The organism is Lawsonia intracellularis PHE/MN1-00 (assembly GCF_000055945.1).
Taxonomy (GTDB): domain Bacteria; phylum Desulfobacterota; class Desulfovibrionia; order Desulfovibrionales; family Desulfovibrionaceae; genus Bilophila; species Bilophila intracellularis.
On the sequence record NC_008011.1, the window covers coordinates 483,571 to 504,368 of the forward strand.

22 protein-coding genes and 1 tRNA gene are annotated in these 20,798 nt (G+C 35.2%); 19 read left to right on the plus strand and 4 right to left on the minus strand.

Features of this window, described 5'->3' with window-relative positions:
• Positions 1-77 precede the first annotated feature (77 nt).
• Complete coding sequence (gene mnmL, locus LI_RS02150; protein ID WP_011526476.1) at positions 78-974, minus strand: tRNA modification radical SAM protein MnmL/YtqA; 897 nt, start codon at positions 972-974, stop codon at positions 78-80.
• An 88-nt stretch (positions 975-1,062) separates the two neighbouring features.
• Between mnmL and LI_RS02155 the strand changes: the two genes are divergently transcribed.
• The 18 genes from LI_RS02155 (at position 1,063) to dxs (ending at position 18,408) form a co-directional block, all read left to right on the plus strand.
• Positions 1,063-2,103 carry a rod shape-determining protein gene (locus LI_RS02155; protein WP_011526477.1) on the plus strand — a complete coding sequence of 347 codons (1,041 nt, stop codon included), beginning with the start codon at positions 1,063-1,065 and terminating at the stop codon, positions 2,101-2,103.
• Positions 2,104-2,216: 113 nt separating this feature from the next.
• Complete coding sequence (gene mreC / locus LI_RS02160; protein WP_011526478.1) at positions 2,217-3,098, plus strand: rod shape-determining protein MreC; 882 nt, start codon at positions 2,217-2,219, stop codon at positions 3,096-3,098.
• Positions 3,095-3,565 (plus strand): hypothetical protein, encoded by a 471-nt coding sequence (locus LI_RS02165; protein ID WP_011526479.1) that lies wholly within the window; start codon positions 3,095-3,097, stop codon positions 3,563-3,565. Before mreC ends, LI_RS02165 begins: the two co-directional genes overlap by 4 nt.
• A complete protein-coding gene (mrdA, locus tag LI_RS02170; protein WP_011526480.1) occupies positions 3,549-5,342 on the plus strand; it encodes a penicillin-binding protein 2 in 1,794 nt (597 codons plus the stop codon). The genes LI_RS02165 and mrdA overlap by 17 nt, the downstream gene beginning before the upstream one ends.
• Before the next feature lie 24 nt (positions 5,343-5,366).
• Positions 5,367-6,482: a rod shape-determining protein RodA gene (rodA, locus tag LI_RS02175; RefSeq protein ID WP_011526481.1), complete on the plus strand. Its 1,116-nt coding sequence runs from the start codon at positions 5,367-5,369 to the stop codon at positions 6,480-6,482.
• A gap of 24 nt (positions 6,483-6,506) precedes the next feature.
• Positions 6,507-6,854 (plus strand): bactofilin family protein, encoded by a 348-nt coding sequence (locus tag LI_RS02180; protein ID WP_011526482.1) that lies wholly within the window; start codon positions 6,507-6,509, stop codon positions 6,852-6,854.
• A 94-nt stretch (positions 6,855-6,948) separates the two neighbouring features.
• Positions 6,949-7,371 (plus strand): ATP synthase F0 subunit B, encoded by a 423-nt coding sequence (locus tag LI_RS02185; RefSeq protein WP_011526483.1) that lies wholly within the window; start codon positions 6,949-6,951, stop codon positions 7,369-7,371.
• A gap of 20 nt (positions 7,372-7,391) precedes the next feature.
• The gene (locus LI_RS02190; RefSeq protein WP_015353730.1) at positions 7,392-7,967 is read left to right on the plus strand and encodes a F0F1 ATP synthase subunit B family protein; all 576 of its coding nucleotides are present in this window, start codon (positions 7,392-7,394) and stop codon (positions 7,965-7,967) included.
• The gene (atpH, locus tag LI_RS02195; RefSeq protein ID WP_011526485.1) at positions 7,964-8,530 is read left to right on the plus strand and encodes an ATP synthase F1 subunit delta; all 567 of its coding nucleotides are present in this window, start codon (positions 7,964-7,966) and stop codon (positions 8,528-8,530) included. Before LI_RS02190 ends, atpH begins: the two co-directional genes overlap by 4 nt.
• Positions 8,520-10,040 carry a F0F1 ATP synthase subunit alpha gene (atpA, locus tag LI_RS02200; RefSeq protein WP_011526486.1) on the plus strand — a complete coding sequence of 507 codons (1,521 nt, stop codon included), beginning with the start codon at positions 8,520-8,522 and terminating at the stop codon, positions 10,038-10,040. Before atpH ends, atpA begins: the two co-directional genes overlap by 11 nt.
• A 4-nt stretch (positions 10,041-10,044) precedes the next feature.
• Complete coding sequence (locus tag LI_RS02205; RefSeq protein ID WP_011526487.1) at positions 10,045-10,914, plus strand: F0F1 ATP synthase subunit gamma; 870 nt, start codon at positions 10,045-10,047, stop codon at positions 10,912-10,914.
• A 23-nt stretch (positions 10,915-10,937) separates the two neighbouring features.
• On the plus strand, positions 10,938-12,353 hold the full coding sequence (atpD, locus tag LI_RS02210; RefSeq protein WP_011526488.1) for a F0F1 ATP synthase subunit beta: 1,416 nt from the start codon (positions 10,938-10,940) through the stop codon (positions 12,351-12,353).
• Positions 12,354-12,363: 10 nt separating this feature from the next.
• On the plus strand, positions 12,364-12,765 hold the full coding sequence (locus LI_RS02215; RefSeq protein WP_011526489.1) for a F0F1 ATP synthase subunit epsilon: 402 nt from the start codon (positions 12,364-12,366) through the stop codon (positions 12,763-12,765).
• A gap of 135 nt (positions 12,766-12,900) precedes the next feature.
• A complete protein-coding gene (gene xseA, locus LI_RS02220) occupies positions 12,901-14,343 on the plus strand; it encodes an exodeoxyribonuclease VII large subunit (RefSeq protein ID WP_011526490.1) in 1,443 nt (480 codons plus the stop codon).
• A 24-nt stretch (positions 14,344-14,367) separates the two neighbouring features.
• On the plus strand, positions 14,368-15,237 hold the full coding sequence (locus LI_RS02225) for a M23 family metallopeptidase (RefSeq protein WP_011526491.1): 870 nt from the start codon (positions 14,368-14,370) through the stop codon (positions 15,235-15,237).
• Between the two features lie 15 nt (positions 15,238-15,252).
• Positions 15,253-15,522 (plus strand): exodeoxyribonuclease VII small subunit, encoded by a 270-nt coding sequence (gene xseB / locus LI_RS02230; protein WP_015353731.1) that lies wholly within the window; start codon positions 15,253-15,255, stop codon positions 15,520-15,522.
• Positions 15,519-16,421 carry a polyprenyl synthetase family protein gene (locus LI_RS02235; RefSeq protein ID WP_011526492.1) on the plus strand — a complete coding sequence of 301 codons (903 nt, stop codon included), beginning with the start codon at positions 15,519-15,521 and terminating at the stop codon, positions 16,419-16,421. The genes xseB and LI_RS02235 overlap by 4 nt, the downstream gene beginning before the upstream one ends.
• A gap of 73 nt (positions 16,422-16,494) precedes the next feature.
• A complete protein-coding gene (dxs, locus tag LI_RS02240) occupies positions 16,495-18,408 on the plus strand; it encodes a 1-deoxy-D-xylulose-5-phosphate synthase (RefSeq protein ID WP_011526493.1) in 1,914 nt (637 codons plus the stop codon).
• Positions 18,409-18,430: 22 nt separating this feature from the next.
• On the opposite strand, the gene tilS is transcribed toward dxs, so the two are convergent.
• Positions 18,431-19,456 (minus strand): tRNA lysidine(34) synthetase TilS, encoded by a 1,026-nt coding sequence (tilS, locus tag LI_RS02245; protein ID WP_011526494.1) that lies wholly within the window; start codon positions 19,454-19,456, stop codon positions 18,431-18,433.
• Positions 19,457-19,583: 127 nt separating this feature from the next.
• Between tilS and LI_RS02250 the strand changes: the two genes are divergently transcribed.
• Positions 19,584-19,675: transfer RNA gene (locus LI_RS02250), tRNA-Ser, on the plus strand.
• A gap of 52 nt (positions 19,676-19,727) precedes the next feature.
• Here the strand turns inward: LI_RS02250 and LI_RS07510 are convergent.
• Both LI_RS07510 and LI_RS02255 read right to left on the minus strand, forming a co-directional pair.
• Entirely contained in the window at positions 19,728-19,883 is a 156-nt protein-coding gene (locus tag LI_RS07510; protein WP_155800196.1) for a hypothetical protein, read from the minus strand.
• A gap of 331 nt (positions 19,884-20,214) precedes the next feature.
• Positions 20,215-20,529, minus strand: coding sequence for a ribose-phosphate diphosphokinase (locus tag LI_RS02255; RefSeq protein WP_041817040.1), 315 nt, complete (start codon positions 20,527-20,529; stop codon positions 20,215-20,217).
• Positions 20,530-20,798: the final 269 nt, after the last annotated feature.

Below are 20,798 nucleotides of genomic sequence, written 5' to 3' on the forward strand. Positions count from 1 at the left end.
TATCTGAAAATGGATAGTTACTTTTCAAACTGTTTCTTAATATGACCTGAACAACAAAAAAGATTTATTTTGTTATATTAAATATTGTGAGTTGAACGTCGAGCTCGAAAACGTTTTTCAATACCACGGACAACAGCACTTTTGTATCGTGCCCATTCTGGTGCTACAAGCTCTTCTGGAAGAGGGTCAGCTACGACTCTATGAATCACAATATCTGGACGTAACCTATATAATGATTCAACAACAAGATCAGAATAGTCTGCTTCAGTTAATGGATAATAGTTACCTGCATTGAACTCTTTTTCAAGTATAGTATTTTTACAAACATAAACATTATGGAATTTGATTCCATGAATAGGTAAACTATTTAGTCTATCTATTGTTTGCAACATATGGGTAGGGGTTTCTCCAGGAAGACCAAACATAACATGTGCACAAACTTGAAGGCCTGCATTTGCAGCTTGAATAATAGCTTGTTCTGAGCATTTAGAAGAATGTCCACGTTTAATCTTTATAAGTGTTTCATCATGAAGACTTTGAACACCAAATTCTACCCATTTTTCTAAATAAGGCATTTCTACAATTAAAGATAATTTTTTATTTGTTAAACAATCAGGTCTAGTACCTACAGAAATACCTGCAACATCCTGTAAACCCTTAATTTGAGCTAAGATAGAAGAAAATTTACTTAATGGTCCGTAGGTATTGGAAAAAGATTGTAGGTAGGCTATAAAACGTATATATTGATTGGAAATAGAAAAGTGTTTGTGCCAATAGTTCCATTGTTCAGTTATAGACATACCGGATAAACCAAGGCCGGATCCTGAGCCAGACACATTACAGAACACACATCCAATGTTGGAATTTGAACGCTCTCTATTTGGACAAGAACTTCCAACATCTAAAGGAATTTTCTGACCACGACATCCAAGTCGCCGACGAAAATGCATTGCAAGATTATTCCATGTGTTCATCTTTCTATTGACAGCAGAAAATTTTTAGAACATCAAGTTCATTAGTTCTAATTAACTATATTAATTACGGTGAAGTGAGCAAGTATTTATGGCAAAAATATTGGATTTTATTCTAGGAGCATTCTCCAACGATCTCGCCATCGACCTTGGTACAGCTAATACATGTGTTTATGTAAAAGGGCAAGGGATAGTCCTTCGTGAACCATCTGTTGTTGCAGTTAAAAAGGAACACCGTGGTAACAACAAAGTTCTTGCTGTAGGTCAAGATGCAAAAAGAATGCTTGGACGTACTCCAGGTAATATTGAAGCTATTCGACCTATGAAAGATGGAGTTATTGCTGACTTTGAAGTAACAGAAGCTATGTTACGACACTTTATCTCAAAGGTACATAACTCTCGCCGACTTGTACGTCCTAGAATTATGATCTGTGTACCTACTGGAATAACTCAAGTAGAAAAGCGTGCTGTAAAAGAATCTGCTCAAAGTGCAGGAGCACGTGAGGTCTACCTTATTGAAGAACCTATGGCTGCTGCTATAGGTGCTCATCTTCCTATTCAAGAACCAACTTCAAATATGGTTGTAGATATTGGAGGTGGAACAACAGAAGTAGCTGTTATTTCACTCTCAGGGATTGTCTATTCACGTTCTGTTCGAGTTGGTGGCGATAAAATGGATGAAGCTATTATGGCCCATGTAAAAAGAAAATATAACCTATTAATAGGTGAATCTTCTGCTGAAGAGATTAAAATTAAAATAGGTTCTGCACACCCTATGGATCCTGAACAACAAATAGAGGTAAGAGGACGAGATCTTGTCACAGGTATCCCACAAAATATTATAATTACGTCTGAAGAAGTCCGTAAAGCTATTTCAGGTCAGGTTGATAGTATAATTCAAGCAGTACGTATTGCTCTTGAACAAACACCTCCTGAACTTGCAGCAGATATTGTAGATAGAGGGATTGTCCTTACAGGAGGAGGAGCTCTATTAAAAGGTTTAGACCAACGGCTACGTGAAGAAACATCACTTCCTATAACTGTTGTTGAAGATCCACTCTCTACTGTTGTTGTAGGTACAGGACTTGCTTTAGATAGTATTAGTTTCTTACGAGAAGTTTGTATTGACTAAAATATCTGCTTATCTCTGTTTCTTTATTTGTAAAAATTATTTACCATAATTAAAGCAGGTTATCATAAAATAAAATATAAACATGTCCTTCACAATCATAGACTGGAAGAATGATGCCCCCTAAGCGTTTATTGCTCATTTCTGCCTTAATTCTGCTTATTTATTTAGGAGGCTACAGTTGGAACCAGCGTACGCACTTCCTAGATACAATAGTAACTAATGTAGGATTAGAAACTTCAGGGTATGTCATTAAGTCTGTTTTGTTTGTACAAGATGCTATTTTAGATGCTTGGAAAAAATATGTAGATCTTGTCAATGTTCGTGAAGAAAATGACAACTTAAAAAAAGAACTTTCTAAAACAAAAAGAGAGCTATTCCTTGCATCAGAGGAGCGAGCAGAACTGGATAGACTCCGTGACCTACTGAAGATTTCTCCTCCTATAGGTTGGACTATACAAGGAACTCGTGTTCTTGCTGGAAGAATGGGCTCCAATGCTGCTCTTGCCACCATAGTCATTGATCGTGGATATCTTACAGGGGCGATACCAGGAACACCTGTAATAACACAAGACGGTATAGTTGGACGTGTATTTCGTGCTGGACCAACGACTTCAACTGTACTCCTTCTTATAGATCCAGGAAGTCGTATTGCTGTTGTAAGTCAAAAAAATAGAGTACAAGGTATTCTTGTCGGCTCTGGAGCAATGTCACCTTTAGAGGTACGTTTTGTTTCACGAAATAGATCTATAGAGCCTGGAGAACTTCTTGTCACTTCAGGCCTAGATGAAGCTTTTCCAAAAGGTATCCCTGTTGCCAAAATATCAAAAGTAACTGACTCAGATATGTCTCCATTTCAAACAGTTGAAGCAACACCTCTAGTGCCTATCCTAAATATTGAAGAATTACTCCTTCTTCAACAACCAGTATACCATAACCAAAACTTTTCCTCTATTGATGATGTACAACAAACTGAAAGTGTGAGTGTGCTAAAATGAAATTCCGCAATACTCTTTGGTGGGTACTCTTTTTCATTATAAGCATATTATTACAAAAAACATTCCCAGGTATTGATACCCTTGTTATAGGACTACTTATATCACTAGAAGAAAGAAGTCCCTTACAAACTTTATGGGTATTACTTACCATTATTATTATCCAAGAAGGATGTGGAACACTTGATTTTGGGGTATCAATTTTATGGTATAGCTGTGTAATTGGACTATTTTTTATCGGGTGTTGGTTATTTGAAACAAAAAACTTTTTATTCATTATTCTATTAAGTATTGCCATAGGAATAACAAAGTTTTTTGTTATTACTTTAATGAGTCATCTACAAAACCTTCCTGACAATACTAGCTTAATCATTAATGAATGTATGCTGCAGGCACTCTATATCCCTATTGCCTGGAAACTTATTTCATTAACACGTTCATGGGTGACTAAATATGAAGCTGAAGCTTGATCCTGAAGGTTATCAACCACCAAGAAGTGGAATTTTACTTTTACAATTCCTTATCGGAGCACTTTTTTTTGTTTTTGTACTTCGTTTTTGGTACTTACAAATTCATAAAGGTACAGAATTTGCTCGGCAAGCACAAAATAACAGACTTCGGAATGAACGTGTCTATGCCTCTAGAGGACTTATTAAAGATAAAAATGGTATATTACTTGCTGAAAACCGTCCAGCTTTTGGTCTTGCATTAGTGAGAGAAGACTGCCCTGATATCACAACAACCCTTGCACAAGTTAGTGTTTGGATGGATACACCCCTTGAGCAACTAATAGCAAAATTTAATCAAGATAAAAGAAAAGTTAAACCATTTGAACCAATCCTGTTGTTTACAGATATTCCTTTTGAACAAGTTGCAAAAATAGAATCTCAGCTTATGCATTGGCCAGGGCTTATAACTGTAGCTCACTCCAAACGCTATTACCCTCAAAGCCATGAATTTGCACATATACTTGGTTATGTTGCTGAAGCTAATGAAAAAGAACTTGCTATGGATAAAGTACTCTCATTAGGAGATACTATAGGAAAACAAGGTCTTGAGTATATCCTTGAACCACGTTTAAGAGGAGAAAAAGGTGAATATAGTGTTGAAGTGGATGTACTAGGAAGAGCTTTAGGAAAAGTATTAGTTAAAGCACCCCAGCATGGTGAGGATATTCAGCTTAGCCTTGATGCACAACTTCAACAAAAAATTGTCTCATTACTAGATACACATGCTGCTTGTGTCATTGTTATAGAACCTCACACAGGAAGACTCCAAGCACTTGTTACGACTCCAGCATATGACAACAATCTTTTTGTACGTGGACTTTCTCAAAAAAATTGGGAAATCCTAAGAGATAATCCACGTCATCCACTACAAAATAGGACTATTCAAAGTACATATCCTCCTGCTTCAATATGGAAACTTCTTATGATAGGATTATTCCTTGAAGAAGGTATTGCCCCTTCAACTCATATAACCTGTACAGGTAGTGTTACTCTTGGAGATCATATATTTCGATGTTGGAAAAAACACGGGCATGGCTCTGTTGATATGAAGCGCTCTCTTACTGACTCCTGTGATGTTTACTTTTATATTCTTGGAGAAAAACTTGGAATTGATAAAATTGAAAATTTTGCCAAAGCCTGTGGATTTGGTTCTCTCACAAAAATTGATCTCCCTTATGAAAAAGTAGGACTTGTTCCTTCACGCTCTTGGAAGCGTAGCCGGTTTGGTGATAATTGGTACAAAGGGGAAACACTAAATACATCTATTGGACAAGGATACACCTTAACAACTCCATTACAGATAGCTGTTTTTGTTTCATCTCTTATTAATGGTGGTAACTTAATGAAACCATTACTGCTTTCAGAAGATAAACCACAAGTTTTAGGGAAAATCCCATTCTCTGAAGAAACACTAGCTTTTATTAATAATACTATGAGACTTACTGTTGAAAAAGGCACAGCAAGAGTTCTAAGACGTAATGACGCTATCATTGGTGGTAAAACAGGTACAGCTCAAGTTGTTAAGCTTAAAATGGTTGGAGAACGAAGACTCAAAGCAGATGAAGTAAGTTACATGGAGAGAGATCATGCATGGATTGCCTCATGGGGGAAAAAAGATGATCAAGAGGTTGTCGTTGTTGTTATGATCGAACATGGTGGAATGGGGAGCTCAACAGCTGGTCCAATTGCTCGCAAAGTTTATGATATTCTTTTTTCAACAAAACAAGAGCATAGTTAACTCTATATAAGGAAAATTATCTATATGGAGCCAATAGATCGTAGACTCATTACACATATAAACTGGGGGTTATTAGCCTACACAGGAATACTTTTTTTCATTGGAACAAGTAATCTTTATTCAGCAAGTGGTATCCGCTTAGAAAATGGAATCACACTTTCCCCATTTTACCAACGTCAAATTGTATGGGGAGGATTTGGTTTACTTGCCATGATTGTATCTATGAGTTTTGATTATAGAAAACTACAAAGTCTTGCCCTTCCTTTTTTTCTTTTTACACTTTTTCTTCTAATACTTACACCTATTCTTGGAAAAACTATTTATGGTGCTAAAAGATGGATACCACTTGGTTTATTCAACTTACAACCTAGTGAGTTAGCAAAACTAGCGGTTCTAATTATGGGAGCAAGAATGCTTTCACTTGATGGAGCACCTCTTTCATGGGCTCAACTAATAAAAATGTTAATTATTGGAGTTATTCCTGCAGGCCTTATTGCTCTACAACCAGATTTAGGGACTGCACTCACAGTTTTTGCTATTCTTGGAGGCATGGTTTGCTATCATGGTCTTCAACCTCATGTACTGCGTATTTGTCTTATTATTATTCCATTATTAATTCCTCTTAGCTGGTTTTTCCTTCATGATTACCAAAAACAACGTATTGTTACTTTTTTAGATCCTACTAAAGATCCTCGAGGATCTGGATACCACATTATTCAATCACAGATAGCTATTGGTTCAGGACAATTCTCAGGAAAAGGTTTTCTTCAAGGAACTCAAAGCCAACTTCGCTTTTTACCTGAGAAACATACAGACTTTGCTATTGCTGTATTTGGAGAGGAGTGGGGATTTTTAGGCTGTATAACTCTTATGGGATTGTTTTGTCTTTTCCTATTAGGTATTTTTAACACAGTAAAAGGTGCAAAAGATCGTTTTGGAAGTACATTAGCTGCCGGAATTTTTATGTATTTTTTCTGGCAATTCTTTGTTAATATTGGTATGGTTCTTGGTCTTATGCCAGTAGTTGGTATTCCATTACCATTTCTAAGTTATGGCGGTAGTGCAACGCTTGTAAACTTTATTTTAATAGGCCTTGTACTTAATATTTCAATGCGTAGGTTTGTATTCAAAAGTTATTAATAAAACTAGGGTGGAGAATTTACTGTGAGTAAAGAAGAAATCAATGCATTTCTTGGTTCTGGAACCACTTATCAAGGAAATCTTATTTTCCAAAATGCTGTTCGTATTGATGGATCCTTTAAAGGTGAAATACAATCTGAAGGTTCCTTAATCGTAGGAAAAGAAGGCTCAATAGAAGGAACTCTTGATGTTGGAGAACTCATTCTCAGTGGCTTTTTTATGGGCGAAGTCCGTGCAACAAGAAAAGTGACAGTCCATAAAACAGGAAGGCTTCAAGGAACACTAGTGTCCCCTGCCTTGATTGTTGAAGAAGGAGCCATTATTGATGGTCAGGTTGTAATGCAATCACCTATGCCAGAACTATCTGAATAATATATAAAAATTAAATCTACTTCTTTGACAGAAAAGTATCTTTCAGCTAAGAATTTGGTAATTTAGATAACTATTTTCATCTAAGGAGTATTACGTGATAGAGCTTAATATTACGTTACTCATTCAATTAATTAATTTTCTAATAGCCCTTATTGGGATTAACTATATTCTTGTCCAACCTATTAGAAATAGTATATACCAACGCCAACAAGTATTCTCATCAAAAGAGGTATACATTAGTGAACTTACACACCAAGTAAATAAAGACCTTCTTCAGTATGAATTTATAATTACAAAAACTAAAGAAGAAGCTATCTCCTACTATAAACATGAACAAGAAAATACTGAACGTTTGAAAAATACTATGTTAAATGAAGCACAAGAAGAAGCAAAAAAACAAACTAAAGAAACACAAATTACAATAATGACTGAAGCACAAGACGCAAAACAATTACTAGAAAAAGAAATCGTTCCTTTTGCTCATAATATTGTAACGAATTTACTAAAGAATGTATAACTTCTAAAAGGAGTTACTCTTTGAACACCTTCTTCTCCTTTATTCTTTCTAAAGATGGTATTATTACAATTGCAGGGATTATACTATTTAGTATTCTTATTCACTTTAAAGATCCTTATCATCCCTGGATAAATCTTTTAGGGAGATTTGGAAATCTTAGTATATTTCTTTATATTCTCTGGCGTGCAGCAGGTAAAAAAATTATTCAATTTTTTTCTCAACAAAAAAACAATATTATTCATAAACTTCAAACACTTGAATTACAAAAAAATGAGGTAGAAAAAAACTTAGCTGCTATACAAGCACAAATGGCTCTCCTTAATGCAAAACAAGAAGCTATTCGTGAAGAAAGCCGTATTCAAGCCGAAAAACTCAAAAAATATATGTTTGATGAAACACAAAAAGAAATTGAACATATTCATAAACAAACACAGCAAATTATAGAAACAGAATCAAAAGAAATAGCTTATAACCTAAGATCACAACTTGCAGATCAAATAGTAAGTAAAGCTGAAAAAGAATTAAAACATCAATTGGATATGGCTAGTCACTTCAAACTAATTGATAATGCTTTAACAAAGGTAGTACTCTCTTGATTGGAGATATCATTGCACAACGATACGCTCAGGCTTTATTTGATCTTGGGAAAGAGCAAAGTCTTCATGAAGTGGAACTGTATGATACAGCACTTTCACAAATTGAAGAATTACTTATGACTTCAAATGAGTTAACCTATTTTCTTCATGCCCCTATATTTACAATATATGAAAAACAAGGCGTTCTATTAAAATTATTAGAACTAATTGATGCAGCACAACCTATCAAAAATTTTTGTTTGCTTCTTGCAGAGAAAGAACGTTTACCTCTTCTTACGCAAATTATTAATAGCTTTAAAGTACTTCTTGATAATGCCAAAAACATTGTTCATGGCCAACTTATAACAGCTATTACTTTAGATGAAAAAAAACAATCTGAACTTCTTATCTCACTAGAAAAACAAACAAATAGAAAACTTGAATTACTGTTTCAAGTAAATCCTGACATTCTTGGTGGCATTGTTCTTCATATTGGAGACAAGGTTTTTGATGCCAGCCTCCGTACTCAATTAGAATGTATAAGAAATACTATCAAGAAAGGTGAAACGAATCATGCATATTAAAGCCGATGAGATTAGTACAATCATCAAAGAACAAATCCAAAATTACAGTCAACGTATTGAAACTACAGAAGTAGGAACAGTATTATCTGTAGGTGATGGAATTGCACGTGTATATGGTGTGCAAGACGTCATGTCAATGGAGTTGTTAGAGTTCCCTGGTAATCTATTAGGTATGGTTCTTAACCTTGAACAAGATAATGTTGGAGTTGCACTTCTTGGTGATGACACAGGTGTTGAAGAAGGGTCAACAGTCAAACGGACTGGACGAATCTTTTCTGTTCCTGTTGGAGATGCTGTAACTGGCCGTGTTCTTAATCCATTAGGTCAACCTCTTGATGGTTTAGGTCCTCTCAATGCAACTGAAAAAAAGCCTGTAGAAGTAAAAGCACCAAGTATTATTGACCGTAAAAGCATTTATGAACCATTAGTTACAGGAATTAAAGCCATTGATGCAATGACTCCTATTGGCCGTGGACAACGTGAACTTATTATTGGTGACCGCCAAACAGGAAAAACATCTATTTGTATTGATGCTATTCTTGCCCAAAAAGAGTCTGGAGTACACTGTTTTTATGTAGCTATTGGACAAAAAGCTTCAACAGTTGCACTTGTTGCAGACACACTACGTAAACATGGTGCAATGGAATATACAACTATCATTGCTGCAACAGCCTCTGATCCTGCACCTTTACAATATATTTCCCCATATTCAGGTTGTACAATGGCAGAGTATTATAGAGATCATGGACAACATGCTTTAATTGTATATGATGATCTATCAAAACAAGCTGTAGCTTATCGACAAATGTCTCTTTTACTTCGCCGTCCACCAGGACGTGAAGCTTTTCCTGGTGATGTTTTCTATCTTCACTCTAGACTTCTTGAACGGGCAGCTAAGCTTAGCGATGAACTTGGTGGAGGTTCACTTACAGCACTTCCTATCATTGAAACTCAAGCTGGAGATGTTTCTGCATATATTCCAACAAATGTCATTTCTATTACTGATGGACAAGTATATCTAGAGCCAAATTTATTTAATGCTGGTGTGCGTCCAGCAATTAACGTCGGTCTCTCAGTATCCCGCGTTGGTGGTGCAGCTCAAACAAAAGCAATGAAACAAGTTTCAGGTACAATGCGTCTTGATCTTGCTCAATATAGAGAACTAGCAGCTTTTGCACAATTCAGTTCAGATCTTGACAAAGAAACACAAACAAAACTTGAACGTGGTGCACGGCTTGTAGAACTATTAAAACAACCACAATATCAGCCCATGCAACTTCCTGAACAAGTAATCGTTATGTTTGCTGCAACAAAAGGCTTTATGGATGATATACCTATTGATCACATCCAAAATTTTAGCAAAACACTTATTGAATATATACAAACTATGAATCCAAAGATTCTTGAGAATATCTCCACCCAACAGGCACTAAACGAAGAGTTAGATCAACAGCTTACAACAGCAATTACAGAATGCAAAAAAACCTTTTTACCTATGAATAAAAGGTAATTATATGGCATCACTGAAAGACGTAAAAATAAAAATTGCTGGTGTTCGTAAAACAAAACAAATCACAAAAGCTATGAATATGGTTGCATCTGCAAAACTTCGTGGTGCTCAAATAAAAATAGAACACTTTCGTCCTTATGCAGAAAAATTTCAAGACGTCATTAGTAATCTTGCAACTCGTTCAGATGAAACAGTGCATAAACTTCTTGAAAAACGGACTAATGGTACATCCTGTATTTTTATTCTTATAACATCTGATCGTGGCCTTTGTGGTATTTTTAATACCATGCTTATTATAAAAGCACTTGAACTTGCAAAACAAAAAACAACAAAAGGGAAAAAAGTTAGTTTTATCTGTATTGGAAGAAAAGGAAGAGATGCTATCAAAAAAACACACTATCCTATTCTTTCAGATTATAGTGATAAATTCACACGTGACTATCAACTTGCATCTCACATAAGTGAAAAAGTGATTGATGGTTATCTAACTGTCAATATGGATGAAGTAGTACTTATCTATGGACAGTTTATTAATGCAATGAGACAAATTGTAGGTTTCTCTACTTTATTACCAATCCATCCAAAACCATTAGATAAAGAACAACTAGAAAAATATAGTGAATATATCTACGAGCCAGGAGTAGCAATACTTTTATCAGAATTACTACCAAAATTTGTAACTACTCAAATCTATAGAGGATTCCTGGACACAGATGCAAGTGAAAATGCTGCAAGAATGACAGCTATGGATAATGCTACACGAAACTGCGATGAATTAATAGGAAATTTAACACGTCTCTATAATAAAACACGCCAAGCATCAATTACAAGTGAACTTATTGATATTGTAAGTGGTGCAGAAGCTCTGAAATAAAAGGCAAGGGAGCATCTAAGGTCATGAGTGAAAATATCGGAAAAATTGTTCAAGTAATTGGAGCTGTTGTAGATGTAAGTTTTCCAAATGGAAAACTTCCTCCTATTCTTACTGCATTAGAAATACATAATCCTAATAGTATTGATGCTCCAAAACTTATTTGTGAAGTTGCCCAACACCTTGGTGATGATATAGTCAGAACAATTGCCATGGATGCAACAGAAGGCCTTAAACGTGGGATGGATGTTTTAGATACTGGCCATCCTATTATGGCCCCTGTAGGAAAAGCTTCCCTTGGCCGTATTATGAATGTTGTTGGTCAGCCAATTGATGGACTTGGAGTTATTGATACAAAAACATACCTTCCTATTCATAGAAAACCACCAAGTTTTCTAGATCAAAATACATCAGTTGAACCACTTGAAACAGGAATCAAAGTTATTGACCTTCTTGTCCCTTTCCCAAAAGGTGGGAAAATGGGACTCTTTGGGGGTGCTGGAGTTGGTAAAACAGTTATTTTAATGGAAATGATTAACAACATTGCTAGACAACATGGAGGAATTTCTGTCTTTGCTGGGGTTGGAGAACGAACAAGAGAAGGAAATGATCTTTATCATGAAATGAAAGAAGCTGGGGTACTTGAAAAAGCTATATTAGTATATGGCCAAATGAATGAGCCTCCAGGAGCACGTTCACGTGTTGCTTTAACTGCATTAACTTGTGCTGAATACTTCCGTGATGAAGAACATCAAGATGTCCTTCTTTTTATTGATAATATCTTTCGTTTTATCCAAGCTGGATCAGAAGTTTCAGCACTACTTGGTCGAATGCCCTCTGCTGTTGGTTATCAGCCTACCTTGGGCACTGATCTTGGATCTCTTGAAGAACGCATTACATCTACACATAATGGATCAATAACCTCTGTCCAAGCTGTGTATGTTCCTGCTGACGACTTAACAGATCCTGCGCCTGCAACAACGTTTTCGCACCTTGATGGTACGCTTGTATTATCTCGTCAAATTGCAGAACTAGGTATTTATCCAGCTGTAGATCCCCTAGATTCAACATCACGTATTCTTGAACCAAACTTTGTTGGGGAAGAACACTATACAGTTGCTCGTGGCGTACAAAAAATACTTCAAAAATATAAAGAACTCCAGGATATTATTGCTATATTAGGTATGGATGAATTGTCTGATGAAGACAAACTAGTTGTAAGTCGTGCAAGACGTATTCAGCGTTTTCTGTCACAACCATTTCATGTTGCAGAAACTTTCACTGGAACAGCAGGAGAATATGTAAAGCTTGAAGATACCATTAAAGGTTTTAAAGGTATTCTTGCAGGAGAATACGATCATCTCTCTGAAAGTGACTTTTATATGGTTGGTAATATTGATTCTGCCGTAGCTAAATATGAAAAACGAAAAGAATCAAAATAGGAGTTAACACATGGAGCAATCACTCCATCTTGAAATTATCTCCCCAGATCATACCATTGTTAGTGATCGAGTTACATATGTTAACTTACCTGGAGTTAATGGTGAACTAGGTATCTTACCAGGACACATCCCTTTAATGGCTGCATTAGACATTGGAAAACTTCACTATCAACAAGATTCAAAAAATTATTATGTTTTTATTTCCGCTGGATTTGCTGAAGTCTCTAATAATAAAGTAACAGTTCTTACTGAAGCTGCAGAAAAAGCCAGTGAAATTGATGTGGCTCGTGCACAAGCAGCTAAAGAGCGTGCTAAAGCTCGTCTCTTAAAAGCTGAAGAAGATATTGATATGGCACGAGCAGAAGCTGCTATGCATCGTGCTATTATACGATTAAATATTTCCAGCCTTTAGTAACAAAAGGACTTTTATAATTTACTAAGTAAATATAGTACAATTAATTTAAGATAGTATATTTTATATAGCAAACATGAAAAAACATTTTTTCTATATAAAAAGACTTTCTATTATATTAGCACAGGATAAAATATGGCTGAAATCTTAAGTGTTCAAGAGCTAACATATAAAATAAAATATGCTGTTGAGACACTATTACCCTATGTTTGGGTTAAAGGAGAAGTAACAAACTACTCCTGCCCAACATCTGGTCATATTTACTTTTCTTTAAAAGACAACGAGTCATATCTCCATTGTGTTTGGTTTAACTCTATGCAGCGAGAGACAGAAACATTTGATCCTCTTACAGGAGAAGTCTTTCAAAATGGTCCTCGTTTATCCCTTGCTAAAACAATTACTAATGGTCAAAAAATTATTTGTGCTGGGACAATTGGTGTCTATCCACCTAAAGGTGGCTATCAACTACTTGTAGACTTTGCTCAGTCAGAAGGAGTTGGAGAATGGTATAGTGCTTTAGAAAAACGTAAAAATGAATTACAACAACAAGGATATTTTGATCTTAGTAGGAAACAAATAATTCCACATAATCCTAAAAAAATTGTTGTTATTACATCTCCAGCTGGTGCAGCTATTCAAGACTTCCTACGTATAGCTAAAGAGCGAGGAACAGAAAAGTATATTCGTATTTATCCTGTCACAGTACAAGGAGAAGAATCTATCCATCAAATAGCCCAAGCTATTCATACAGAAAATAATTCCAACTGGGCTGAAGTTATTGTTCTTATACGTGGAGGAGGAGCTTCTCAAGATCTTATGGTATTTAATGATCAACAGTTAATAGATGCTATCTACACATCAAAAATTCCTATACTTGCAGGTATTGGACATGAGTCTGATATCTCTTTTGCTGAACTTACCGCTGATCTTAGAGCTGCAACACCAAGTCATGCTGCACAATTACTATGGTCAGAACGAACACAGTTAAAACAACAAGTACATGATATGGAAATAGCACTTACTAAAGCTGCTCATTTTCAATTACAGAAAATTCAATATGTATTCAATAAATTGAATACTACCTTACAATGGCTTTCACCTTTAAAAAAACTTGAACGTAATGAGTTACAGCTTAACTCTATCTATGAAAAACTAAATGCTATCTTTAATTACAAATTGAAATTAAAAAATCTTGACCTTATACAATATACACAACTCCCCTCATATTCTATTGTAAAAAAAATATCATATTATAAAGAACAACTATCTTTTTTACAAAGAAAACTTTATAGGTATATCCATTCAATTTTATTAACAAAAAAACAAAATACTAATAATAACAAACAATTACTAATAAATAATTTCTTTCAAAAATATCAACAACTACTATATAACTATGAAAAACTTCATGTTACTCTTAAAATGTTAAACCCTCATCTTTTACTAAAGAGAGGTTATGCCCTTATATATCTTCCTAATGGTCAAATCCTTCATAGTATACAAGAAGCTCCAGAGCAAACAATACTTACAATAAAACTTCCTGATGGATTACTCTCTGTGAAAGTTATTTCAGCATGATACTAAATTGGAGTATAATATATTATGAGATACTTGCAACAACATGTTTACTATATATTATTTTTTCTCCTACCTTTTTGTATAGTTACAAAAGTTTCAGCAAACTCGTCACTTCAAATTCAAATCCCTAATAAAGTCCAACAAGGAACTGCTATTTTAGTCTCTGTTATTTCTCCTATTCCTGAGTCAAATGCTATCTTCCTATGGCTTAATAAAAGTATAACTGTCCCATTTAAAAAGAAAGGACGACATTGGGAAGCGCAAACACTCCTTCCTATCACTGTTGATATGGCAAAAAGTGAAATCTTAGCTGTTCGAACAAGTAATAACTATATTCAACAATCTATCCATATAGAACCTGTTCACTGGCCAAAACAATATATTAGTCTAGGGAAAAAGAAACAAAAGTTTGTTACTCCATCTAAAAAGCTTGTAGCTCGCCTTGAGCATGAACGTAAAATGATAAAAGAAGCTTTATCAAATATATCCTGTAAGCAATACTGGTCAAAACCTTTTGTACGACCAGTTAAAGGAATCATTACAAGCCCATTTGGAGGTCAGCGTATATTTAATGGGAAACCTTGCTCATATCATCAAGGTGTAGACTTACGTGGTGCCATAGGTACACCAATAAAAGCTATGGCTGCAGGTAAAGTCACCCTTTCAGCAGACTTATATTATTTTGGTAAAGCTGTTTTCATTGATCATGGACAAGGTATTTATACTCTCTATGGTCATATGTCACGACGTGACGTCCAAGTAGGAGATATGATCAAGGCAGGCCAAAAAATAGGTCTTGTAGGAGCAACAGGAAGAACAACAGGGCCACATCTCCACTTTGGATTAAAAATTCTTGGACACCCAGTTGATCCTATATCACTCTTTCCTGAATAATGATATGGTATAGTTATGACAGTAAAAAAGCATCCATCAAATAAAAAAAATGAGTGTAGTTTTGAAGAAGCTCTTCAGCGATTACAGGAAATTGTTAATAAACTTGAAGATGCAACTCTTCCACTTGAAATAAGCATTCAGCTTTATAAAGAAGGTATTACACTATCTCGTCTATGTAAAACACAGTTAGAAAAAGCACAGCATGAAGTAAAAATTCTCACTGATGATGGGACATTTGAACCTTTTGAACTGCCTAATCTAAACTTTGTTGGAGATATTGAATGAACTTTCTCCATCACAACTATCAAAGTATATTAAAACAACGTGTTACACTTATTGAAGATTTTCTTAAAACATGTATTCAAGAAAATAATATCTCTTCTACCCTTCAACACGCTATGAACTATAGTTTACTTGCAGGAGGAAAAAGACTAAGAGCTGTATTATGTATTTCTTCAGCAGCACTTTTTGATCTTAGCCCTACCTCTATTTTACCTTTTGCTGCTGGCATTGAAATGATACATACTTACTCACTAATTCATGACGATTTGCCTGCAATGGATGATGATGATTTTCGTAGAGGTAAGCCTTCTTGTCATAAAGCCTTTAATGAAGCTTTAGCTATTCTTGCAGGGGACGCACTATTAACAGATGCTTTTACCTTCATGAGTACATTAAACTCTATAGTACCATCTAACAATATATTAGTTGCCATTCATGAAATAGCTCAAGCAGCTGGAAGTAATGGAATGGTAAAAGGACAGTCGATGGATATAGAGCATACTGGTGTATCCGATGTGTCTTTTAATACACTATGCATAATACATGAATATAAAACTGGAGCCCTATTTCGTGCATCATGTACTACAGGCGCTATGTTAGCTGGAGCAAATGAATCTGCAATTTATGCTTTAAAATGTTATGGGGAAGCACTAGGTGCAGCTTTCCAAATAACTGATGATATCCTAAATGTTACTGCAGATAGTATAACCCTTGGAAAACCAACTAGAAGTGATCAGGAAAAAGGGAAAATAACATATCCTTCCCTACTAGGACTTGAAAAAAGTAAAAAATTAGCTGAAGAAAAAATACATCTTGCAATATCTAGTCTAGATACTTTTACTGGCGATGAAGTTTTATTTCTTAAAGAGGTTGCAAATAGTCTTTTAACAAGAACTCACTAATTTTTGTTTTTTATTAAAACATCACTATATAAAAAATAATCAATAGACTAGAAGAAAATCTTAAAGGTTTTATATGACACACCCTCCTGACACTATAGTAAAATCTATCCTTTCTCATATATCAAACCCTTGTGATATACAAAAACTATCCCTTCAAGATAAACTCACTCTAGCAGAAGAACTCCGTAGTATTATTATAAAAACTGTCTCTAATAATGGGGGCCATCTCGCTCCCTCTCTTGGAGTAATTGAATTAACCCTAGCTCTGTTAGCTACATTTAATCCTGCAGAAGATAAACTGCTATGGGATGTTGGCCATCAAACATATGCTTGGAAACTGCTTACAGGCCGTGCACATAACTTTTCTACGTTACGTAAATTAAATGGTCTCAGTGGATTTCCTAAGATAACAGAAAGCCAATATGATCACTTTGGTGCAGGGCATGCAGCAACATCTATTTCTGCAGCTCTTGGTATGGCTATGGCTAGAGACCTACAAGGCCTTAAACATCATGTTATTGCTATTATTGGAGATGGATCCTTAACAGCTGGTATGGCTTTTGAAGGCCTCAACCAAGCTGGTGCTATGGGAAGAAGACTCATTGTAGTTCTGAATGATAATGAAATGTCTATCTCCAAGAATGTTGGTGCTCTTTCACTTTTTCTCAGTAGAAATATGGAGCGAGGTTGGGTAAGAAGAGTTCGCCATGAAATTAAAGATTGGCTTAAATCAATTCCTAGTATTGGTGACGAAGTAGCAGAATATGCTAGTCGTACTCACAGGAGTCTTAAAACAGTTTTTACACCAGGTATTCTTTTTGAAGCATTTCGTTTCAACTATATTGGTCCAGTGAATGGACATGATATAGAATCAATTGAAAAACATTTAGCTATGGCAGCTTCTATCGACGATCAGCCTGTCCTCCTCCATGTTCTTACCAAAAAAGGAAAAGGTTATGAACCAGCAGAAAAAAATCCTGCTAGTTATCATGGATTAGGAGCCTTTGATATCCAAACTGGAATTCCTAAATCAAATTCTCAAAATTCACCACCTACGTATACTGAAGTTTTTGGGAAAACACTTTGTGAACTTGCAGAAAAAGATAAACGTATTGTTACTATTACTGCAGCCATGGCCAGTGGTACTGGGACATCACTATTTAAAGCAAAATTTCCCACTCACTTTACTGACGTAGGTATATGTGAACAGCATGCTGTAACCTTTGCTGCTGGATTAGCATCTCAAGGATATAAACCATTTGTTGCTATTTATTCTACTTTTGCTCAGCGTGCTTATGATCAAATTATACATGATGTCTGTATCCAAAAGCTACCAGTCACTTTCTGCCTTGATCGTGCAGGGATTGTTGGTGAAGATGGAGCTACTCATCATGGAGCTTTTGATATATCCTTTCTAAGATGTATACCAAATATTTCAATTTTAGCTCCTCGAGATGAAGCAGAACTCCAATCTGCTATTTACACAGCACTCTCTTTTAATAGTCCATTGGCTATACGTTATCCTAAAGGTAATGGTGTAGGAGTAACTTTACCTAATGAGTCAACTCCTCTTCCTTTTGAAGGAGAATTATTAAAAGAAGGGCATGATGCTATTATCATAGCTATAGGAAGTATGGTTATGCCTGCGTATAGTGCAGCACAACAACTTCAAGAAGAGAAAAATCTTTCTATTGCTGTTTTTGACAGTCGATGGATTTCTCCATTGCCTCAACACCAACTTATTGAATTAGCTAATACATTTAACAATATTCTTTTAATAGAAGAAAATGCTCTTGCTGGAGGATTTTCTTCTGCTGTTGTAGAACTTTTTGCAGACAACCAATGTCTCCATGGTCAACGTATACAACGAATAGGTATACCTAATTACTTTATTGATCATGGTTCTCAAAAAGAGCTCAAACAATGTTTATTGCTAACCGTTGATGGAATCAAAAAAATGCTTTTACAAATGTTACAACCAGAATAACAATAGTAATAAATTCAAGTTACTATGTATTCTTTATAGTTGCTGTAAAAATAACTTTATCTTGTTCTAATTTTACTAAAACATTTCCAGGAAATTGAAAAAATTTTTTTCTTTCACCTTTCATTAATGTATTATCTAATAAAAATAAGGTGCTTGCTCGACCTTGACCAATATTAAGTCTACGGATAGCTTCAATATACACACGAAGTCTTAAAGATTTTGGTAAAGTTATTAATTCTGATCTTGGTATCCAAAAATATTCTGGTGAACCTTCTATCTTGGAAAAAACATCTGTAATCATTTTATCCCAAAACTCTTCATCCTCCTTAGCTAATGACCATAGCATATGAGCAACATTGGAAAATTTTGGATTTTCCTCTTCAAATAATGGTAAAATAGTATGCCGAATTCTATTTCTTTTAAACGTTATATCCTTATTGGAATTGTCCTCTACCCAACTAATATTTTGTGAGGAAAGAAAAGATACTAACAATGTTCGCCGAGTAGTAAGTAATGGCCGTAGTAAATAACGCTTTTTATCCACTGCTTTCATTCCTGCAAGACCTGGCCAACCAGTCCCACGCAATAATCGGAGTAATATATCTTCTGACAAGTCATTTAAATGATGACCTGTAGCTATCCACTGTGCACCATATTCTTTCCTTACTTGTTCTAAAAAACAATACCGTTCTTGTCTTGCCGTTTCCTCAATACCTTTTTTATATTTTATTGCTAACCCAGAAATATCAACTCTAGAAATAATACAACGGCGATCTAATGCAGCAGCAAAAGACTTAACATGATTAGCATCATCTTTGCTCTCTGCTCGTAACTGGTGATCCATATGTGCAAAGACGACATCTATACCTAAACAATGTAATATTAATGCAAGAGCCATGGAGTCTACTCCACCAGAACAACCAACAATAACAGTACCCTGTATATTCTGAGAAAGATTTTCTTCCAAAAATCTTTTAATGGATAAACAAAGACGAGCATGTTCTGAAGGGAGATCCTGAAGAGAAGTAGGAAGTTTCCTATGTATCATCTTTATATCTCTCTTATAAAAACAATTATTTTATTAGATAAAATATCTAGAATATATTTAATAGATATCTCATAAAAAATTATTCCTTGCCAGCACTGAATATTTAAGATAAACACCTTCATCTATTGGAGAGGTGTCCGAGATGGCCTAAGGAGCACGATTGGAAATCGTGTGTGCGCTAATCCCGCACCGGGAGTTCGAATCTCCCCCTCTCCGCCATCTTCTTTAAAATAGAACTTTTTTTACATCTTATTTCCTAGTACAAGTAGGTTTAACACCCCAGCAATTGTGGGCTTTCTAAGGTTTTTCCAGCATTAGACTTGTGCTCACTTTCTCCATTTGCCATTTTACCAAAAAAAATATCCCTTTTATCCTCTCCATCTCCGATACATGCAAACACTCCTGTCGAAAGTATACCTATTCTCAATGCTTTGTTTTGCCTAATTTTAAGAGGAGTACTGTTTCTTAAACCTTCAGTTTAGAGAGCAGAAAACAGAGTAACAAGCAAGATACAAAACAATCATTTATTGCATCTCAACAAAGCCTTAACTATAAGCTAACTTATTTGAATTACATTAATAACGGAAGGTAAATTTTGATGATTTATGGTATCTGTTACAAACAATTCAGCAAATCCTGCTTGGCTTATTCTATCTATGCAGTCTTCAGAAAATATAGCATAGGTAATACAAGCGCCTACTTAGTTTTCACCACTTTATATTAATATCTTCAATGTGTTACATAGAGTATAGCCAACACTATCTACTAATCTCATCTACAATAATGCAATCTTTCTCAGTGATATCGCCTATCATATTTGACATAATACACTTCCCATCAGAGTTACATGCCTTGTTAATCATTGAAAGACCAGTCCCAGACTTCAAGGCCAACATCATGGCTCTTAGCAAGCCACCAACATCAGGGGATGCAACAATACAATTATTACTTACCTGAAATTCATTATCAAAAAGATCTGTTGGATCAAAATTCTTAACCCCAATTTTAAAAAACCTTTGGATTGTTTTGAGTACATATCTACGTAGCCACTTTGTCGATGCTGCTAGTTTCAATAAGCCTCACAACTAAACTTGCTGATATCAGGCCATATTCTTATGATGGCCTATTTGCTTACCTAGCCGAAATATGGAATTCTAATAACTACTATTAAAACCGTCTCTTTTTGCCGTATCTGCAGTAATAACAGCTCCATCAGATGATCATTTACAGGTCTAGTTGAGCAGATCTAGTTGAGATTATTGTATAATTACATCTCTGCCATATTGATCCTTGTTTACTTAAACTTTCAACTCTTGATCAACAAGCTTCTTAGTGTTGACAA